Genomic DNA, 15,433 nt, shown 5'->3' on the forward strand with positions numbered 1-15,433 from the left:
ACGTGATCACCGATTTCGGCGGCGTCGCCGAAGTGATCACGTTCCGCCGAAACCAGCGATCAGCTTCCCGCCGAAACAGGTGATCACGTTCCCCCGAAATCGCTGATCACGCGCCCCGAAATACGCAAGCATGCCGTGAGATGCGGGCGGAAAGCCCCATCGGTGTAGATCAATGCAACTGCTTCACGGTGAGGAAGGCTGCCCGCCAGATCTCGAGGGTCGCCCGGGATTCGGAAAAAATCCGCCACATCGCTTGGCAACCCTCTGATTCTGCTGAGATCTTCAGCACTCCGGTGCCCCGCTTTGTTCTTCAAGGCGCTATCCGATCCCGGAAAAATTCCAGCGACTGCCCCGCATTGCCCGCCCGCCACAGCCAGGCGGGGATCTCCCCTTGGCCGGTCCCGAACAGCCCTTCCGCGTTGCGATAGCGTACCGCTGGCGGGGGGGGCGGATCGAAGGACGCTGTCGCTTCCGGTTCCTCCAGGTCAGCCGCGCCTCGTCGCCGCGATCGCCTTCCTGCCAGCGTTTGCCGAGGGTGTCGGCCGAGGCGCAAGTCACGAGGGCAGTGGGCTCAGAATGTCAAAATTATAGACATAAGCGCAGTTATGTCTAAGAATATGCCATTGTGATTGTATAAATCACGTATTACGTAGTAATATATATAGAAATCTCACTCACTTTTTCCCGATGCCGGCCGCCGACCTCGATCTGACTGACGCCACGCTGCAGGCCGCCATGGCCAGCGACATTGCCGAGCTGCGCGGCCGTTTTCCCGAAACCCGCGCGCTGTACCGCGAGGTCTGCGGCCTGCTGTTCTTCCGCTACGGCGTGACGCCCACCGCCAACAAGCTCTACAGCCTGGTGCGCAAGGGCAGCATGGGCACGCCCGCCGAGGTGCTGCAGGCGTTCTGGCAGGAGTTGCGCGGCCGTACGCGCGTGACCATCGACCATCCGGACCTGCCGGAGTCGCTCAAGTCGATCGCCGCGGAGGCGGTCCAGACCATCTGGCAGTCGGCCAACGAGGCCGCGACGGCGGAACTCGCCACGCTGCGCGCGGAAGCCCGGCACGCCGCGAGCGAAGCGGAAGCCGAGCGCGATGCGGCGCGCGCGGAGACGGCCGCCGCGCGCGAGGACGCCGCGGCGATCGCCGCCCAGCTGGCGCAAGCGCGGCAGGCCCACGACACCGTGCAGGCGGACCTGGCCGCGGAACGGCAGGCGCACGCCGCCACGCAGGCCCGGCTCGAGGCGGGGCGGGCGGAACTGGAGGCGGGCCGGCGCCAGCTGGAAGCGTTGCGAACCCAATTCTCGACGGAGCTGGAACGGGCGCGCGAGGCCGTGACGCTCGCGCAGGAACGGGCCGAAGCCAGCGAGCGGCGCAGCTTGCGCGAACTGGACCAGGAGCGCACCGCGCGCCAGAAGAGCGAACGCACGGCCGAAGACCTGCGTGGCGAACTGGTTGCGGCACGCAGTGAGGCGCGCGATGCCGCGGTGGCGCAGGCGGAGGGCCGTGCGAAGCGGGAAGCGCAGGCCGTGGCGCTGGCCGAGCGACTCGCGGCCACCGAGCAGGCGCAGCGCAAGACCGCGGGTGACCTGGAGGCTGTCCAGGCGGAACTCGCCGCGGCGCAGCGCCGGGCCGAGCGGGCCGAAGCCGAAGCGGCGCTCGCGCGCCAGTTGCTGGCCACCCTGCGCGTCGCGCCGCGCGAACGGGACGGCGGTGGCGGTGGGGGAAGGCGGCGCAAGGGCGGCAGTTCGGCGGCGACCGCGCCGGAAGAGCAGGGCGACGGTCAGGGGGAAGCGCAGCAGGATGAGCTGGCCGGAGAACAGGGCGCCGAGCCGGGGGCGGCGCTCCCCAACAATCAGGACGAAGGCAACGACAGTAGTGACGGTAGCGATGACAGCAAAGACTGAGCGGGGAACGCGATCCGCTGAAGCGAACGACACGCAAGAGACAAGGTCTCACCGTCCATGGAATCAGGAAGCGTCTGCACCGGCAGTGTCTTCCATGAAGGAGAACAAATTGACCCCGAAGCAAGTGGTGGAACCCGTTGTTGCGAGCCAGGCGACGGACGGACCTGGTCAGATGGAGCTTCCCATCGCTGAGGCGATGCGCGACGCGGATCCCATCATGGGTGAAGCCAGCGATGCAGGCGTCGGTAGTGGTCGTGGCGGCAGCGCTGACACGCAGGCCCGACGCATGGACTTCTGGTCGACCAGCCGGGAGAGCGGCCCGACGGCGACCGTGTCCTATCGGCGCCGACGGCCTTACACCGCCCCGGTCGCTTCCACGGCAGACGTGGCACCGGAAGCATCGAGGGAAGCCACCGCCTCGGAAGCGACCCCTGAAGCCGTGGCCGAAGCTCCGGTTGAAGTCCTAGCCACGGACGAACCGATGGAAGCTGCCGCCCAGGAGGAACGGGCCGAGACGGCCGCCCCGGTAGCACCGCGTTATGCCCCAGTACCGGAAGCTGCGCCTGAAGAGACGCCGGCCCCGAAGCGCGGACGGAAGCCGAAAGCGTTCACCGACACTGCCGCTCCGGAACCTGCGCCGGAAGAGACGCCGGCCCCGAAGCGCGGACGGAAGCCGAAAGCGTTCACCGACACTGCCGCTCCGGAACCTGCGCCGGAAGAGACGCCGGCCCCGAAGCGCGGTCGGAAGCCGAAAGCGCTCACCGAAACTGCCGCTGCGGAAGCTGCGCCGGCAGAGACGCCGGCCCCGAAGCGCGGTCGCAAGCCGAAAGCGCTCGCCGAAACTGCCACTGCGGAAGCAGCGCCGGAAGCGACGCGGGCCCCGAAGCGCGGTCGGAAGCCGAAAGCGCTCGCCGAAACTGCCGCTGCGGAAGCTGCGCCGGAAGAGACGTCGGCCCCGAAGCGCGGACGGAAGCCGAAAGCGCTCGCGGAAACTGCCACTGCGGAAGCTGCGCCGGAAGAGAGGCGGACCCCGAAGCGCGGTCGGAAGCCGAAAATCCTGGCTGAAGTTGCCGCTTCGGAAGTCACGACTCAAGAGACCCCAACCCGGAAGCGCGAGCCGAAGCAGATCACACTGCCTGGCGTGGAGGCTGCCCCGAAAGCGCCGACTCAGAAGACGAAAACCCGGAAGCCGCGACAGGAACTAAAAGCGCCTACCGCAACCCAACGCCCGTCCCAATCCTCACTGCTCGCTCAACTGGCATCGGTCAATGCACAACTTGAGCAGTTACGTGCCACGGAAGTGCCAAAGGCCGTGGAGGCAATTCAGCAGTGGATGCAGGAGTACGACCTCAGCATTGAGGACATTGCGGGCAAGCCCGGTGTTGAGCCCGCTGCCCGTGCTGTTCCGACCAAGACGAAGGCTGCGCCGCGTCCGAGGTACCGCAACCCCAAGACGGGCCAGACCTGGTCGGGGCGTGGTCGGGCTCCCGCGTGGCTTGGCAAGAAGCCCGAGCGTTTCCTGATCGATCTCTTGTCCTGAACGACAGGTTGGCGGGCGCGGCCGGTCCGCCCCCATTCTGCCTGGCAACCTCGGCAGGCCGGAAGTTCGGCGGCCACTGCGCAGGAACCCCAAGGGGAAGAGCCGGGCAACGAGCCGGGGGCGGCAGCGCTGCCTAACAACCAGGACGACAGCAGTGACGGCAGCGATGACAGCAAAGACTGAGCGGGCGGACGCGATCCGCTGGGTCCAGGCGCAGATGGACGACTACGGGCTCATGACCGTGATGGCCGGATCCGTGAGCGCAGTTCCTTCGATCCTGTGAAGCATTGCCAATCATGACGACGCGGATCCTGTGGGTGAGCCGCGCCGCCTCCATGGCGCGGCCCTGTCCACTAGCAGGATCGGCCGATGACTCGCCCGCCTGGAGCCATACGAAGATATGGGTTGGACGAAATAATTCCCTTTGCCGAAGACTAAGCGCGTATGCTGAGGGTTGCCAGCCGGCAAGCAATTCAGCAGGAGTTTCTCATGGCAAAAAGCCAACTACGCGGCAACCGTGAAGCGAAAAAGCCGAAGCAACCCAAGAAGCCTTCCGTACCGGCAACCCCGTTCAGCACGGTTCAGTCACGGGTTCGGAACGACGGTCTCGACAAGAGGAAGTCGTAAGCCCCCGGCAACGAATCACCGCAGGGCGATACCTCTGAATTCAACGAATGCCGACCGATGAGGGAGGCACACCATGATCCACGCTGACACAGGCCCTACATTCCGAGGCCTGCCACTTACCGCCGAGCAAGACTCGGAGGTTCGCCACTATCGGAACAGAAAAATGAGGCTTGGCAAGCCATGGGATACCCCGGAACTACGCGGAATGCTCGAAGACATGTTGCTGCCTCCGAAGACCGAGGACGGTGGCAGGGAAGATGTTCTTCTGGGGCCGTCGGCTGCCGCGGAACGTGCGGCATCGTTTGTCGACGACGCCATGGAACCGATTGCGGCATACGAGGATTGGAATGCCGCCATGGAAATCGAGGGGATGAAAGGCGAGGCGCGCTGATGCCGCTTACCAGGTGGAGATGGCGCTTGTCGTTGCGAGCGGCAGGCCAATCCCGGCAGCCGAGTCGGCCATTGGCTGGATTTCGATAAAGGGCCGCTTCGATTCGACCTTGCCGAATATGGCGGCAAACGGAATATCGGCGGCATCGCGGCCGGTGCCGATGCGCAGCAGGCCAGTCGGAATGGATACCCCCGAGGGGTCGAGCAGGTACCATCCGCCCGACAGGAACACCTCGACCACCGCGTGAAAGTCCGGCGCGCCCATGGCGGGATCTGCGCCATAGTCCACGCTGCTGGACATACGGGCGGGAATACTCAGGGCGCGGCAGATCGCGATCATCAGGTGGGAAAAATCCCGGCATACGCCGGTGCGCTCGACAATCGTATCGATCGCCGAGGTGCGCTCATTGGTGGATCGCGAAAGAAAGCGCACATGGTTGCGCACCCACTCCCGAATCGCATACACGCGCGAATAGCCGGGGCGCATGCCGCCAAACTCGCGCATGGCGAACTCCATCATGCGGTCGGATTCGCAATACCGGCTCGGCGCGAGGTACGAAAGGACCTCGAAGGGGAGTTCGGCGACGGGTACCTCCGTGAGTGACATACCATCGTCCAGGCGATGATCGATGTCCACCACAGCTTCATAGCGGATGGCCAGCGGGCCCTTGTTCGCACGTATCCTGAGCAGGCGGTTGCAGAGTGGATCCGTGTAGCGAGCGGCGTCAACCGGTGGCGTGAGCGCCAGACGTTCGGAGACAACGAACTGTCTCGCGGTCTTCGCAGCTTCGACAATCAACAGAAAGTCTCCTGTGGGATCCAGGATCTCATAGGACAGGTTTACCGAGTACCGAAGACGGTTCATTGCTGACCTGGTGTCGACATGGGGGCGGAGACGGTGCCGGCCGCGTGAACGGCTCTGGCTATGATCTCAGTGTAGCGCCGGAAGCGGGCGACAGTCCGCGTCAGCGGGCACCGAGGTGCGGCGCAGCGCCTGCCTGATCAATTTGTAAGCGGGTTAGGACGGTGTGCATCGCCCCCCTATACTGATAGGCAGAGCGTTTTCAGTAGCTAGGTGCTTCTGGTTCGCTTATCACTCGTTTCCGGGCCTTCCCCCTCGATGACGTCTTAGGACCGGTGACTCCTGAAGTCACTCACGGGGATCCCTGGAAAATTCATGCAAGATGCCGCGCGGCGACCGCCGTTCGCTCAGTCCCCCAGTAGTCAAGTCAGTCAGTCTTTCGCCGGGATCGATGCAACCGATGTCTGGCGAGGGAGACTCTTCTCCGCAAGACCGGTTGCAAAGCTGGCCTCCGCCTTTGCTCCTGCGCTTCCGCGTTTCAGGCTGGCGGAGCCACGCTTTCATCGTGATGACGATGCCGTAACAATTTCCAGCAATGCGATATGGGTGGAAATGATTACCCGTTGGCAATGGAAGATCAGTGCGCGCGACGGTGACAATTTTTCAACACTGCTGTCGCTAAGCCAGCCTGGCAAGCGATGAAGGAAGATATCGTGCCGAAAGAATCTGCAGAAACCACTTACCGGACCATACATGTCACACGCCTTCTACGAGACCGCCAGGTGGGCAGGCCGCCGAAGGGAAACACCCAGCGATTCGGAGTCATGCGATTGGCAGCGTCCCGGTGGCATCAGGCAATTACGCTGCTGATTGACTGGGATCGTGCTGTCAACGAAGGCTGGCCAGACCTGCGGTCACCGTCCTGCACCCGCACCAGGGCCATCAGGAGCATGGGCCGCAGTCATCAAGCAAGCATCCGCCGGCTCGCCGGAAATGGAAACTGAGATTGCGTGAGGTAATTTCATGCGTACGCTGCTGTATTTCAGTCTGAGAGACAAGGCTGCCGCGCGACTGGCACAAGCGCGACTGGGCGATCTGGCCGGCACCCCGGCACTCGTCGCAGGGCCGTGGTTTGTCCAGCGCGACAATCAGCCCGCCGACGGATTGCCGAGGATCGACGTCGGTCAGACCACGTACCGGGAAGAGGCGGCGATCACAGGAATCTTCGTCGGCGCGATCGTCGGCGCGCTTGTCATCTTCAGATACGGCGTTTCCGCCGGCGCCAGTGCCACTGCCGTTGCGTATGTTGGTGCTGTCATGCTTGGCGCGATGATCGGATGGTGGGTCGGCGGATTGGTCGGCGCCAGGATCGGCCGCCTTGCACTGTGGCGGCAGAATGCGCAAATGGCTCCGGGCCAGTTGCTGATGATCGCCAGTTGCGATTCGCGATCGAAGGAAGCCCTGAAACAGCTCATCAATGAACTGGGCGGCGTCGGGGTCGACGAGCATAGTGACCTGATGCCGAATTTCAGATGGCTATGATTGCCGCTTCGGATCGGCCGTGCCGATGCGGCCCCGGAAACCTATGTTACGCAGCCAGAACACGAAGGCGAAGCCCGAACTGCCTCCGGAAAGTTTGACGGTTAATTCGTCAGGTGCTTATGGTCGGATCGAGTTCAGCTGGAAGGGTACGCTTCTGAACGGCGTGGTGCTGGTGCTGATCAGCATGGGCGCCTTCGTCTATGGCATCAATCTTCAGATGCCGGTTTGGCCGGCCTTTATCGCAGGCTAAGGAGACCACCACATGGAACTGCTATCCAACTTGGGCCTGGGCTTTTCCACTGCGCTTTCCTTCCAGAACCTGGCCTACGCCTTCCTCGGCTGCGTGCTCGGCACGCTAATCGGCGTGCTGCCCGGTATCGGGCCGCTGGCCACCATTGCCATGCTGCTGCCGGTGACCTACACGCTGCCGCCGGTGGCCGCACTGATCATGCTGGCCGGAATCTACTACGGCGCGCAGTACGGCGGTTCGACCACCGCGATCCTGGTGAACCTGCCGGGTGAGTCGTCGTCGGTGGTGACCACCATCGACGGCTATCAGATGGCAAGGCGGGGACGCGCGGGGGTGGCGCTGGCAACTGCCGGCCTAGGTTCCTTCTTCGCCGGATGCGTGTCCACACTGATCCTGGCCGCGTTCGCCGGGCCGCTGTCGGAACTGGCCTTCAAGTTCGGTCCCGCCGAATACTTCTCGCTGATGGTGCTGGGCCTGATCGGCGCCGTGGTGCTGGCTTCGGGCTCGCTGGTCAAGGCCATCGCCATGATCGTGCTGGGCCTGCTGCTGGGCCTGGTGGGTACCGACGTGAACTCGGGCGCCGCGCGCTTCTCATTCGATGTGCCTGAGCTGACCGACGGCCTGAACTTCGTCTCGGTGGCAATGGGTGTGTTCGGCTTTGCTGAAATCATCGCCAACCTGGAGCAGAAGGAACACCGCGAGACCTTCACCGACCACATCACGAGCCTGTGGCCGAGCAAGGCGGACTTCAAGCGCATGATCCCGGCCGTACTGCGCGGCACGATACTGGGTTCGGCGCTGGGCATACTGCCGGGCGGTGGTGCTGCACTGGCTTCGTTCGCGGCCTATTCGCTGGAAAAGAAGACTTCCAAGTACGCCAGCGAGTTCGGCAAAGGCGCCATTGAGGGCGTGGCCGGTCCGGAATCGGCCAACAACGCGGCCGCGCAGACCTCCTTCATCCCGCTGCTGACGCTGGGCATTCCTCCCAACGCGGTGATGGCGCTGATGGTGGGCGCGATGACCATCCACAACATCCAGCCCGGCCCGCAGGTGATGACCAGCAACCCGGCTCTGTTCTGGGGCCTGATCGCCTCGATGTGGATCGGCAACTTCATGCTGATCGTGCTGAACCTGCCGCTGATCGGCATCTGGGTGAAGCTGCTGAAGGTGCCCTACCGCTACCTGTTCCCGGCCATCCTGGTGTTCTGCTGCATCGGCGTGTACTCGGTGGGCAATACCACCTTCGACGTGTTCCAGACCGCCGTCTTCGGTGTGATCGGATACCTCTTCATCAAGATCAAGTGCGAACCGGCGCCGCTGCTACTGGGCTTCGTGCTGGGGCCGATGATGGAGGAAAACTTCCGCCGTTCGCTGCTGCTCTCGCGTGGTGACTTCAGCGTGTTCGTGACCCGTCCGCTGTCGCTGGGCCTGTTGATCGCCGCGGCGGCACTAGTGCTGATCGTGGCGATGCCGGCGATTAAGAACAAGCGCGAAGAAGCGTTCCAGGAAGAATAAGCAAAACAAGAGCGCCGGCTGCAGGGCCGCCGCACAATGGAGAGCGGCAGGCGGTGCTCACCTCGGCCCCCGTTTACGGGCACGCAGCGCGGCGCTAGGGTACAGGAGCAGCGCCACCAGTACCACCGCGGTGATTCCGACGTGGATCGCAACCAGTATGGCAAGGACCGCCGCCACCACCGAGGCGGTGGGCATTTATACTCCATGCCCAGGGCACGAGCGTTTCGTCGCGGGCCAGCGGGAATGGCATTCCCATCAGGAACGCCAGCGGCGCGATCAGCAGGGCTGAGATGTCAATCCTGGCCGGATCCGGTAACCCGATCAGCAGCCTGAAAGCCGCCGGCAGCGCCACAAGGTAGATCAGCGAGGCCAAGCGCAGATGCCGCTGACGGCCAGCGCCGCCTGCGGCCTGCTGCGGTCTTCGCCACCGCGCGCGGGCTTGCGCTGGGAGTATCGGCTCCCCAGCCCCGCAAAGCAGAGAAAGGCACACAGCACCACCGCGGCCACATAGAGCGGGTGGCTTAGGAACAGGATGAATTTCTGGGTGAAGGCGATCCCACGAACATGAAGCCGAGGCCGACCGCCAGGTAGTGGAAGCCGGCTCGCCATTCGAGCAACCGCTGGATCGCTTCGCCATTGCAGCCAGGACCCATGACGGTCCGCGGCCTGGGGCGGCGCCGCAGGATCCAAAGCGGGACCACGATCAGCAGCAATGCTGCGGCGGTGGCCTGCTGCAGCGTAGCCACCGGCACCGGATAGCCCCACTCCAGCAAGGGCAGGCCGCCCTGCGCCTTCAGCGACAGCAGTTCAGGCAGCGTGCGCCATTTGAAGTAGTGGAAGAAGTACGGCCTGTCATCGGTGGCGGGTCGCACGTCGAATTTGTAGCGGGACAGGAACCGATCGCGATCGGGTCCGAGCAAGGCAAGCGCGGCGTCGAAGAAGCCGGGCTTGTCCAGCACGTTGTAGCGATTCGCCTGACCGGGCTGGATGCCGGGATAGTACTCGACTCGAACGAACGGGTGCGGCAGAAGTCGATCAGGACGGCAAGGTCCGCTGCACTGAACTCCCCGTTCTTGACGACCAACGTGGCCGTCTTCCAGCCACGGACCAGCGCCAACCGCCGCGACGGCTCGAGCATGCCTGCGCCTTCCAGGAGACCGCGCCAAAACCGGGGCGGATTCTCTGTCGGGGTCATCGTACTTTGCGTGCGAAGTACGATGACCCCGAGAAGAGGATGGGGCGTTCTTTTGTCATGCTACGATTCCTTCTCCGAAAGGGAGGGGAATATGGAAATTTGGTTCGATAGAAGGAGCGCTTGGGACTTCAATCGCGATTGCGTAGCATTCCCCGCAATGGTCGAAGGGAAAGTCATCCGGTGTCTCATTTCGCAGGAGGCCTTGCAGGACCACTTTGGCGGCGGGATCTTGGGAGCTGATCTTGTCGGAACGTTCGAAGCCAATCGCGGCGCAATTGAGGCAGTGGCGCGGATGAAGCTGCAGACGTCCCGCGGCAATCCATTGCTTCTCAAGTCGGAAGACTTCTAGGGGGCCTGGCCAGCGACCGAAGTTCGAAATCCTGCCATTATTCGAGGGGGGCAGGATTTCGGCCGCTTTCCGGCCGGCATTGATCGATGGAGCCCCTAATTTCGCCCGGTCCAACGTGACAAGAGGAAGCGAATAGTACGTGGAGCCTGCGCAAGGTTCGGACCGGCGAGTGAATCGATCGTCAGCGGCCAGCACGGTCGGTGGCCGCCCGACGTGATCCATGCATGAAGCTCCGTCATTTTAACAAGTTTCGTACGCTGGCGAGCGATGACCGCCTCGGCCTCATCGTAGCTTCCCTCGATTTGCGTCCGGCGCGGTTCAATAGATCGCTGGTTCCCCCACGGGCCGGTTCTTGAACCGGCGATGCACCCAATAGTATTGCTCCGGAATTCGCAGGATCTGCTCTTCGAGAAACGCGTTCATCTGCGCCGCATCTGCCGTCGAGCAGGCCGACGGAAAATCCGGCAGCGGCTTGAACACCCGGAGTTGGTAGCCGCGATAATCGGGCAGAACCTCGGTTGTAAATGGCACCACCTGGGCGCCTGTTACGCTGGCGAGACGGGACACGGAGATCAGTGTGCAGGCCGCGACGCCAAAGAACGGAACAAAGACGGAGTTCTTCAGGCCGAAGTCCATATCGGCGGCAAGCATGACGGGCACACCCTTGCGCAATGACTGGATGACCTGCCTTGCGCTGTCATTGCGCGGCACCATGACCGCGCCAAATCGCTCGCGCTGCGTTTTGGCAATGGTTTCAAGGGCACGGTTCGACATCCGAGTGTAGAGCGAGGTCACGGGGTTGCCGGCCATCGAATAGAACATGCAGCCGGCTTCTATGGCGACGAAGTGAAAGCCGAGGAAAATCGTTGGTGTGCGCGAGCACGAGGACAGGTCGATCTCGGATTCCAGTCGCATCAGGCTATTGAGGCGATCGCGGTCACCGAACCATTGCACGCCTCGTTCGACGTAGCTACGCATGACGTGGCGAAAATGCAGCCGCGCCAGGTCGCGCCGTGCGGCATCGGTCAGATCGGGGAAACACAGCGATAGATTGGTATGGACGATGTCCCGCCTGCGACTCGGGATGCTGTAGAGAAGCCCACCAAGTGCGGCACCAATGTGGCCAAACCACCGATACGGCAGCACGGCGAATGCCTTGAGCAGCAGGGTAAGCAATGCCGCAATCAGGCTGTGGATCATGAGGGGGTAGCGGAAGCCTCTGGCACACTGGCCGGACGGCTGACATTGGCGGACCTGCACTGTAGCACGCCGGCCCGATTCCCTGCGGCAGTCGATGGACCCGGCAAGCGGCCTTGGTCGGATTTCTCTGGTTGCCCTCTCTCGAAACGATAGAGCAGCAATGGTCACTCAAGCCTCGCGCGGGACTAGTCCCCAGATGTCCCTCGTCCACTCGACTGGTGGCGGACTGCTTTTCGGCAACGTCGGACATCGCAAGTGCAGAGCCGACCTACCCAAACTCGCTGGGTCTCGGTCAGGTGCTCGTCGCGAAACCGCGGCCGTCTCTGAACAACCCATTACAACCATTGATGACCGCTCCCGCAAACGGCAGATCTTCAATGTAGACCGGCCGCAGCCAGATGGGCGAAGGACCGCGCCCAGGCTGCGCACCCACGCACCGACGGAGCTGGCTGCGAGCCGTGGTGCAAGAACGCCCAAGCAAATGGCCAAGGCCCAGTCAATATCGAGGTCAGGGAGAAGTTCGGTGTCAAGGCTGATTGGCGGACGTCGAGGCCGCACGGCCGATTGCGTGGCGTCACCATGGATCCGACAGAACGTGTTGTCGCGCTCTGCGAATGCTATTCCGCGATTTCCGGCATCTGACGACCCTATGAAGCTGGTCTGTTCATTTGGTGCCGCGTGAACTCAGCAGTTTCGAATTGCAGACATTCTCTTCACATGCAGCCGAGCCGAGCACGACCTAATCGGGCGAGACGCGCCACGGAGAGGCCTACCATTCGTGGCGCCGATACGACGGCGGGGTAACCGCGTCTTCACGGAAGTACGGGAAACCGACCCGCTACCATCGCTTTGTTCCTACACTCAATGGGTTGGCGCATTCTGGAGAGTCACGTGCTGTCTGCTTGGTGACAATGCTGGCGTCCGCATGCTCGACCACGCCCATACCGGCGAGTGAGGCGACGCCGGCACCTTCAGAGAGACTTAGCGGTTTGCAAAGCCCGCCGCCCGGCGAGTTTGCGACGTTAGTCGTGACCCGAGATCAAGGGTTCTACGGCAGCGCTTGCGATACAGTCCTATCAGTTGATGGGAAGGAAGTGGGGCGACTCAGATCGGGTGAAGTTGCTCGCTTCTACGCCAAGCCGGGAGCGATCATTCTTGGCGCTCAGACTTCGGCAATGTGTCTGGGTGGGTTGAAGGAGAGGGAGCTAAAGCTCAATCCAGCCTCGACGATCCGTTATCGCATTTCGATCGATTCGAGCGGCGGCTTGGATCTGTCGCCGACCGCATTCTGACGGGAGAGTCTCGCCCACGGGACGACGAAGTTTGGCGCGCTGACGGATCCGCCGGTGGCGAACTGAAGCGCGGGCGACCAATTCGGCACCCTCTGCGCGGACCGTCGCGTTCTCTCCGACATGGGTGTTGGGACACGCCTGCACACTCCCCTACGTTGAGCCCTCTTCCTCAGCGTACGACTCCGGCGCCTGCTTCCGAAGAACAGCGGCCATTGAGCGCTTTTCTGGCAGGGAGGACATCAAGGAGGGGGCCCTCACATGTGACTTTCGAAATTGCGATTGAGGCTATTGCGCATTAATGCCGCCGCCACGCGAATGAGTCTTGGTGAGATGGCTCTCTGAATGCATTGCGTGGCGTTTTGCAGCCCCTCATCGTCATCGCATCGACCGTATTCGATGCGATCGATCATCACGCCAGAAATGGCTACCTGCCATTGATGATCAGTGGACCGTTTCAGCGGTGGCTTTGCTAATGGCGAGTGAGCGGATCGTCGCACCCGTGGCTGACCATGTCGATAAATGTGATTGCCACGCCGACTATTTCGTCTGCCTTGGAGCGGTAGGGAAAGACCTTGCGCAGAAACCAGTGGCCGTGGTCATCGCGTATGACAGCTTCGAGCGGCTCGCTGGCGTGAAGCACCCGCTCAATATCCGTGTAGAAGGTCTCGTCGTGGAAGATGGGGACGAGGTCGGCGATACTCCGGCCCAGATCGCCGGACCTAAGCGGAAACACGTCTCGCATTGAAGGCGTAAACCATCGAAGCTTCAGATCCGGATCGAGGAACACGGTCATTATCCCGGCGGACAGCAGGACGTGATTTTGCATGGCCAACTGGTCGATATTTTCCTGCAATTGCTTGTTCGAACCATCGAGATCTTCGTTTCTCCGGGCGAGCTGTTCGTTAGATGCTTTGAGCTCCTCGTTGAGCGCCAGCAATTCTTCATGTGACGCGTCCACTTCTTCGCGGGAAATCCGGGCTTGGTCTTTCCAATCGACGCTCTCGGCAATGCCAAGGAGGGAGGAGTTGTCTGCGCCGAGCGCATCAGAATCGTCCTGCTGCCGTATGAATGACACTAGCATGCGGTTCCACGCGTCACTGCTGGATGTTTGCAGAGGCGTAAGTCGTATGCTGATCGAATCCGTCACTGGGTCGCCGGCTTGCAAAGGCGTAAGGATCAGTGATCGCTGTTCGTCGAGCGCCTGCCGGATGCCATGCCGAAGGCGTGCTGTCCATTGCAGCGGGACCAAATCGGCCAAATTGAGTGAAGGTTCTCCCGCAGGCAGGCCAAGGATCCCGCTTGTTTGGCCGTATGTACGCAGGACATTGCCTTTTTCGTCTGTCAGCACCGATGGAATGCCAAATCGTTCATACGCGACTCGAAGTGCTGCCGCGGACCGCACCTCTACGTTATCAGCCGATCGCCGCTTTGTCGGCAGCTTCGTGACCACGTGACCAGCCTTGCGGTAGATATTCCATTTTCTAGAAAATGGCTCAAAGCCCTCCCCATCGAGAGGGTAGGCCTCGCTCCGGCCGAGAAAAAGGAAACTGCCTTCGCGCAGCGAGCCGTGAAAAATAGAAGCCAAGTCCTTTACCGTCTCGCGCGTCAGGTAAATGAAGAGGTTGCGACAAGTGACAAGATCGAGCCCGGCAAAAGGTGGATCAGAAATTAAATCCTGCGGAACGAATACGAGCTTTTCACGCAGGAATCGTTTGACGCGAAACGATCCATCGATTTCATAAAAATACCGGTTCCGCCGGGCATCCGAAACCCCACTCATGGACTCGGTGCGGAAAAGACCACGACTGGCCCTGGCCACCAACTCTGGTGCGGCATCGGTTGCGAATATCTGAAAGTCGGTTGCCTCACCTCTTTCATGCGAGATTTCGTCAAGAAGCATCGCAACTGAGTACGCCTCCTCGCCGGTCGAACACGCCGGCGTCCAGACTCGCAACGTACGCCGGCTCCCGGTTTCGGAAACGAGTGGTTTGAGCACGTCATTACGCAAGGCTTCCCATGCGGCAGCATCGCGAAAGAATTCCGTTACGTATATCGGAATATTGCGTGTCAATGCGTCCAATTCGACCAGATCATCCTCAAGGAGCAAAGCATAGTCATGGAAGGACCAAACCTTACGCATATCCATCCGCTGCTGGACACGCCATAGCAACGGCGAAGGCTTGTAGCCGCTGAGGTCGAATCCGGCTCGTTGGCGGACCAGATCGATAATCCGGGCAAGCGCTTCGGACATTCCTTCGGCCGCATTGGTTGATGACATGGGGCGCACGTAATCAGGATCGACGCAGGCCATGAGCTGCTGGCCGATGGCCCGACAGGGGAGGATGTGGTGGTGAATACCCCGTTGAATTACCGCGTTCGGCATACCGTCATGCAAGGCGGTGAGCGGATCCTGAACGATGACAACGCCGCCTGCCAGACGGATCCGGATCGCGCCGGCGGTACCGTCCATGCCCGTGCCCGAGAGGATGACCGCGATTGATCGTGGCTCATTTCGCAGCGCCAGGCTTTCAAGGAACGAATCAATCGTATCAATGCCGGGGCGTCGGGACCCGCCTTCAGCCGGTCTCGTTTGAAATTCGCCGTTTTCCAGCGTCAAAATGTGATCCGGCGACGGCACGTACACGCAGTTGGCTTCGGGTCGGACCCCGTGGTCTGCGGTTCTGACCGGCACGCGGGTGCATCTCGCGATCAAGTCCGCTAGGCCGCTGGGCTGGCCGGCAGGCAGATGCTGCAGCACAACCAGTGCAAAGGGGACCGACGCAGGGAATCCCTCAAACAGCTTCTGCATGGCAGTGATGCCGC

General features: G+C 62.0%; 11 protein-coding genes and 2 pseudogenes. 8 read left to right on the top strand and 5 right to left on the bottom strand.

Annotated features, from left to right (window positions below; genetic code table 11):
* Nucleotides 1–83: 83 nt before the first annotated feature.
* Nucleotides 84–314, bottom strand: coding sequence for a hypothetical protein (locus AC3FKH_RS33935; protein ID WP_488680039.1), 231 nt, complete (start codon nucleotides 312–314; stop codon nucleotides 84–86).
* A gap of 373 nt (nucleotides 315–687) precedes the next feature.
* On the opposite strand from AC3FKH_RS33935, the gene AC3FKH_RS33940 reads away from it, so the two are divergent.
* From AC3FKH_RS33940 to AC3FKH_RS33950, 3 genes are all read left to right on the top strand, one after another.
* Nucleotides 688–1,908, top strand: coding sequence for a DNA-binding protein (locus AC3FKH_RS33940; protein ID WP_488680040.1), 1,221 nt, complete (start codon nucleotides 688–690; stop codon nucleotides 1,906–1,908).
* 94 nt (nucleotides 1,909–2,002) lie between these two features.
* On the top strand, nucleotides 2,003–3,448 hold the full coding sequence (locus AC3FKH_RS33945; RefSeq protein WP_488680041.1) for an H-NS histone family protein: 1,446 nt from the start codon (nucleotides 2,003–2,005) through the stop codon (nucleotides 3,446–3,448).
* Nucleotides 3,449–4,148: 700 nt separating this feature from the next.
* A complete protein-coding gene (locus tag AC3FKH_RS33950) occupies nucleotides 4,149–4,466 on the top strand; it encodes a hypothetical protein (RefSeq protein ID WP_488680043.1) in 318 nt (105 codons plus the stop codon).
* Nucleotides 4,467–4,472: 6 nt separating this feature from the next.
* Here AC3FKH_RS33950 and AC3FKH_RS33955 read toward each other — a convergent pair whose 3' ends face one another.
* The gene (locus tag AC3FKH_RS33955) at nucleotides 4,473–5,330 is read right to left on the bottom strand and encodes a transglutaminase-like domain-containing protein (RefSeq protein ID WP_488680044.1); all 858 of its coding nucleotides are present in this window, start codon (nucleotides 5,328–5,330) and stop codon (nucleotides 4,473–4,475) included.
* 312 nt (nucleotides 5,331–5,642) lie between these two features.
* On the opposite strand from AC3FKH_RS33955, the gene AC3FKH_RS33960 reads away from it, so the two are divergent.
* The 4 genes and pseudogenes from AC3FKH_RS33960 (at nucleotide 5,643) to AC3FKH_RS33975 (ending at nucleotide 8,574) form a co-directional block, all read left to right on the top strand.
* Nucleotides 5,643–5,969: a hypothetical protein gene (locus AC3FKH_RS33960; RefSeq protein ID WP_488680045.1), complete on the top strand. Its 327-nt coding sequence runs from the start codon at nucleotides 5,643–5,645 to the stop codon at nucleotides 5,967–5,969.
* A 321-nt stretch (nucleotides 5,970–6,290) separates the two neighbouring features.
* The gene (locus AC3FKH_RS33965) at nucleotides 6,291–6,809 is read left to right on the top strand and encodes a hypothetical protein (protein ID WP_488680047.1); all 519 of its coding nucleotides are present in this window, start codon (nucleotides 6,291–6,293) and stop codon (nucleotides 6,807–6,809) included.
* 130 nt (nucleotides 6,810–6,939) lie between these two features.
* A pseudogene (locus AC3FKH_RS33970) lies at nucleotides 6,940–7,059 on the top strand (tripartite tricarboxylate transporter TctB family protein); the annotation flags it as partial.
* A 12-nt stretch (nucleotides 7,060–7,071) separates the two neighbouring features.
* Nucleotides 7,072–8,574, top strand: coding sequence for a tripartite tricarboxylate transporter permease (locus AC3FKH_RS33975; RefSeq protein ID WP_140949110.1), 1,503 nt, complete (start codon nucleotides 7,072–7,074; stop codon nucleotides 8,572–8,574).
* Between the two features lie 57 nt (nucleotides 8,575–8,631).
* Here AC3FKH_RS33975 and AC3FKH_RS33980 read toward each other — a convergent pair.
* A pseudogene (locus AC3FKH_RS33980) lies at nucleotides 8,632–9,727 on the bottom strand (SAM-dependent methyltransferase); the annotation flags it as partial.
* Between the two features lie 133 nt (nucleotides 9,728–9,860).
* Here AC3FKH_RS33980 and AC3FKH_RS33985 point away from each other — a divergent pair.
* Nucleotides 9,861–10,118, top strand: a complete 258-nt coding sequence (locus tag AC3FKH_RS33985; protein WP_488680049.1) for a DUF1488 family protein — start codon at nucleotides 9,861–9,863, stop codon at nucleotides 10,116–10,118.
* Between the two features lie 318 nt (nucleotides 10,119–10,436).
* Here AC3FKH_RS33985 and AC3FKH_RS33990 read toward each other — a convergent pair whose 3' ends face one another.
* On the bottom strand, nucleotides 10,437–11,318 hold the full coding sequence (locus AC3FKH_RS33990; protein ID WP_488680051.1) for a lipid A biosynthesis lauroyl acyltransferase: 882 nt from the start codon (nucleotides 11,316–11,318) through the stop codon (nucleotides 10,437–10,439).
* Between the two features lie 1,761 nt (nucleotides 11,319–13,079).
* The coding region (locus tag AC3FKH_RS33995) for a CheR family methyltransferase (RefSeq protein WP_488680052.1) at nucleotides 13,080–15,433 on the bottom strand (2,354 nt) is incomplete at its 5' end.

Source organism: Cupriavidus sp. 21MJTG02-4, from assembly GCF_057798975.1.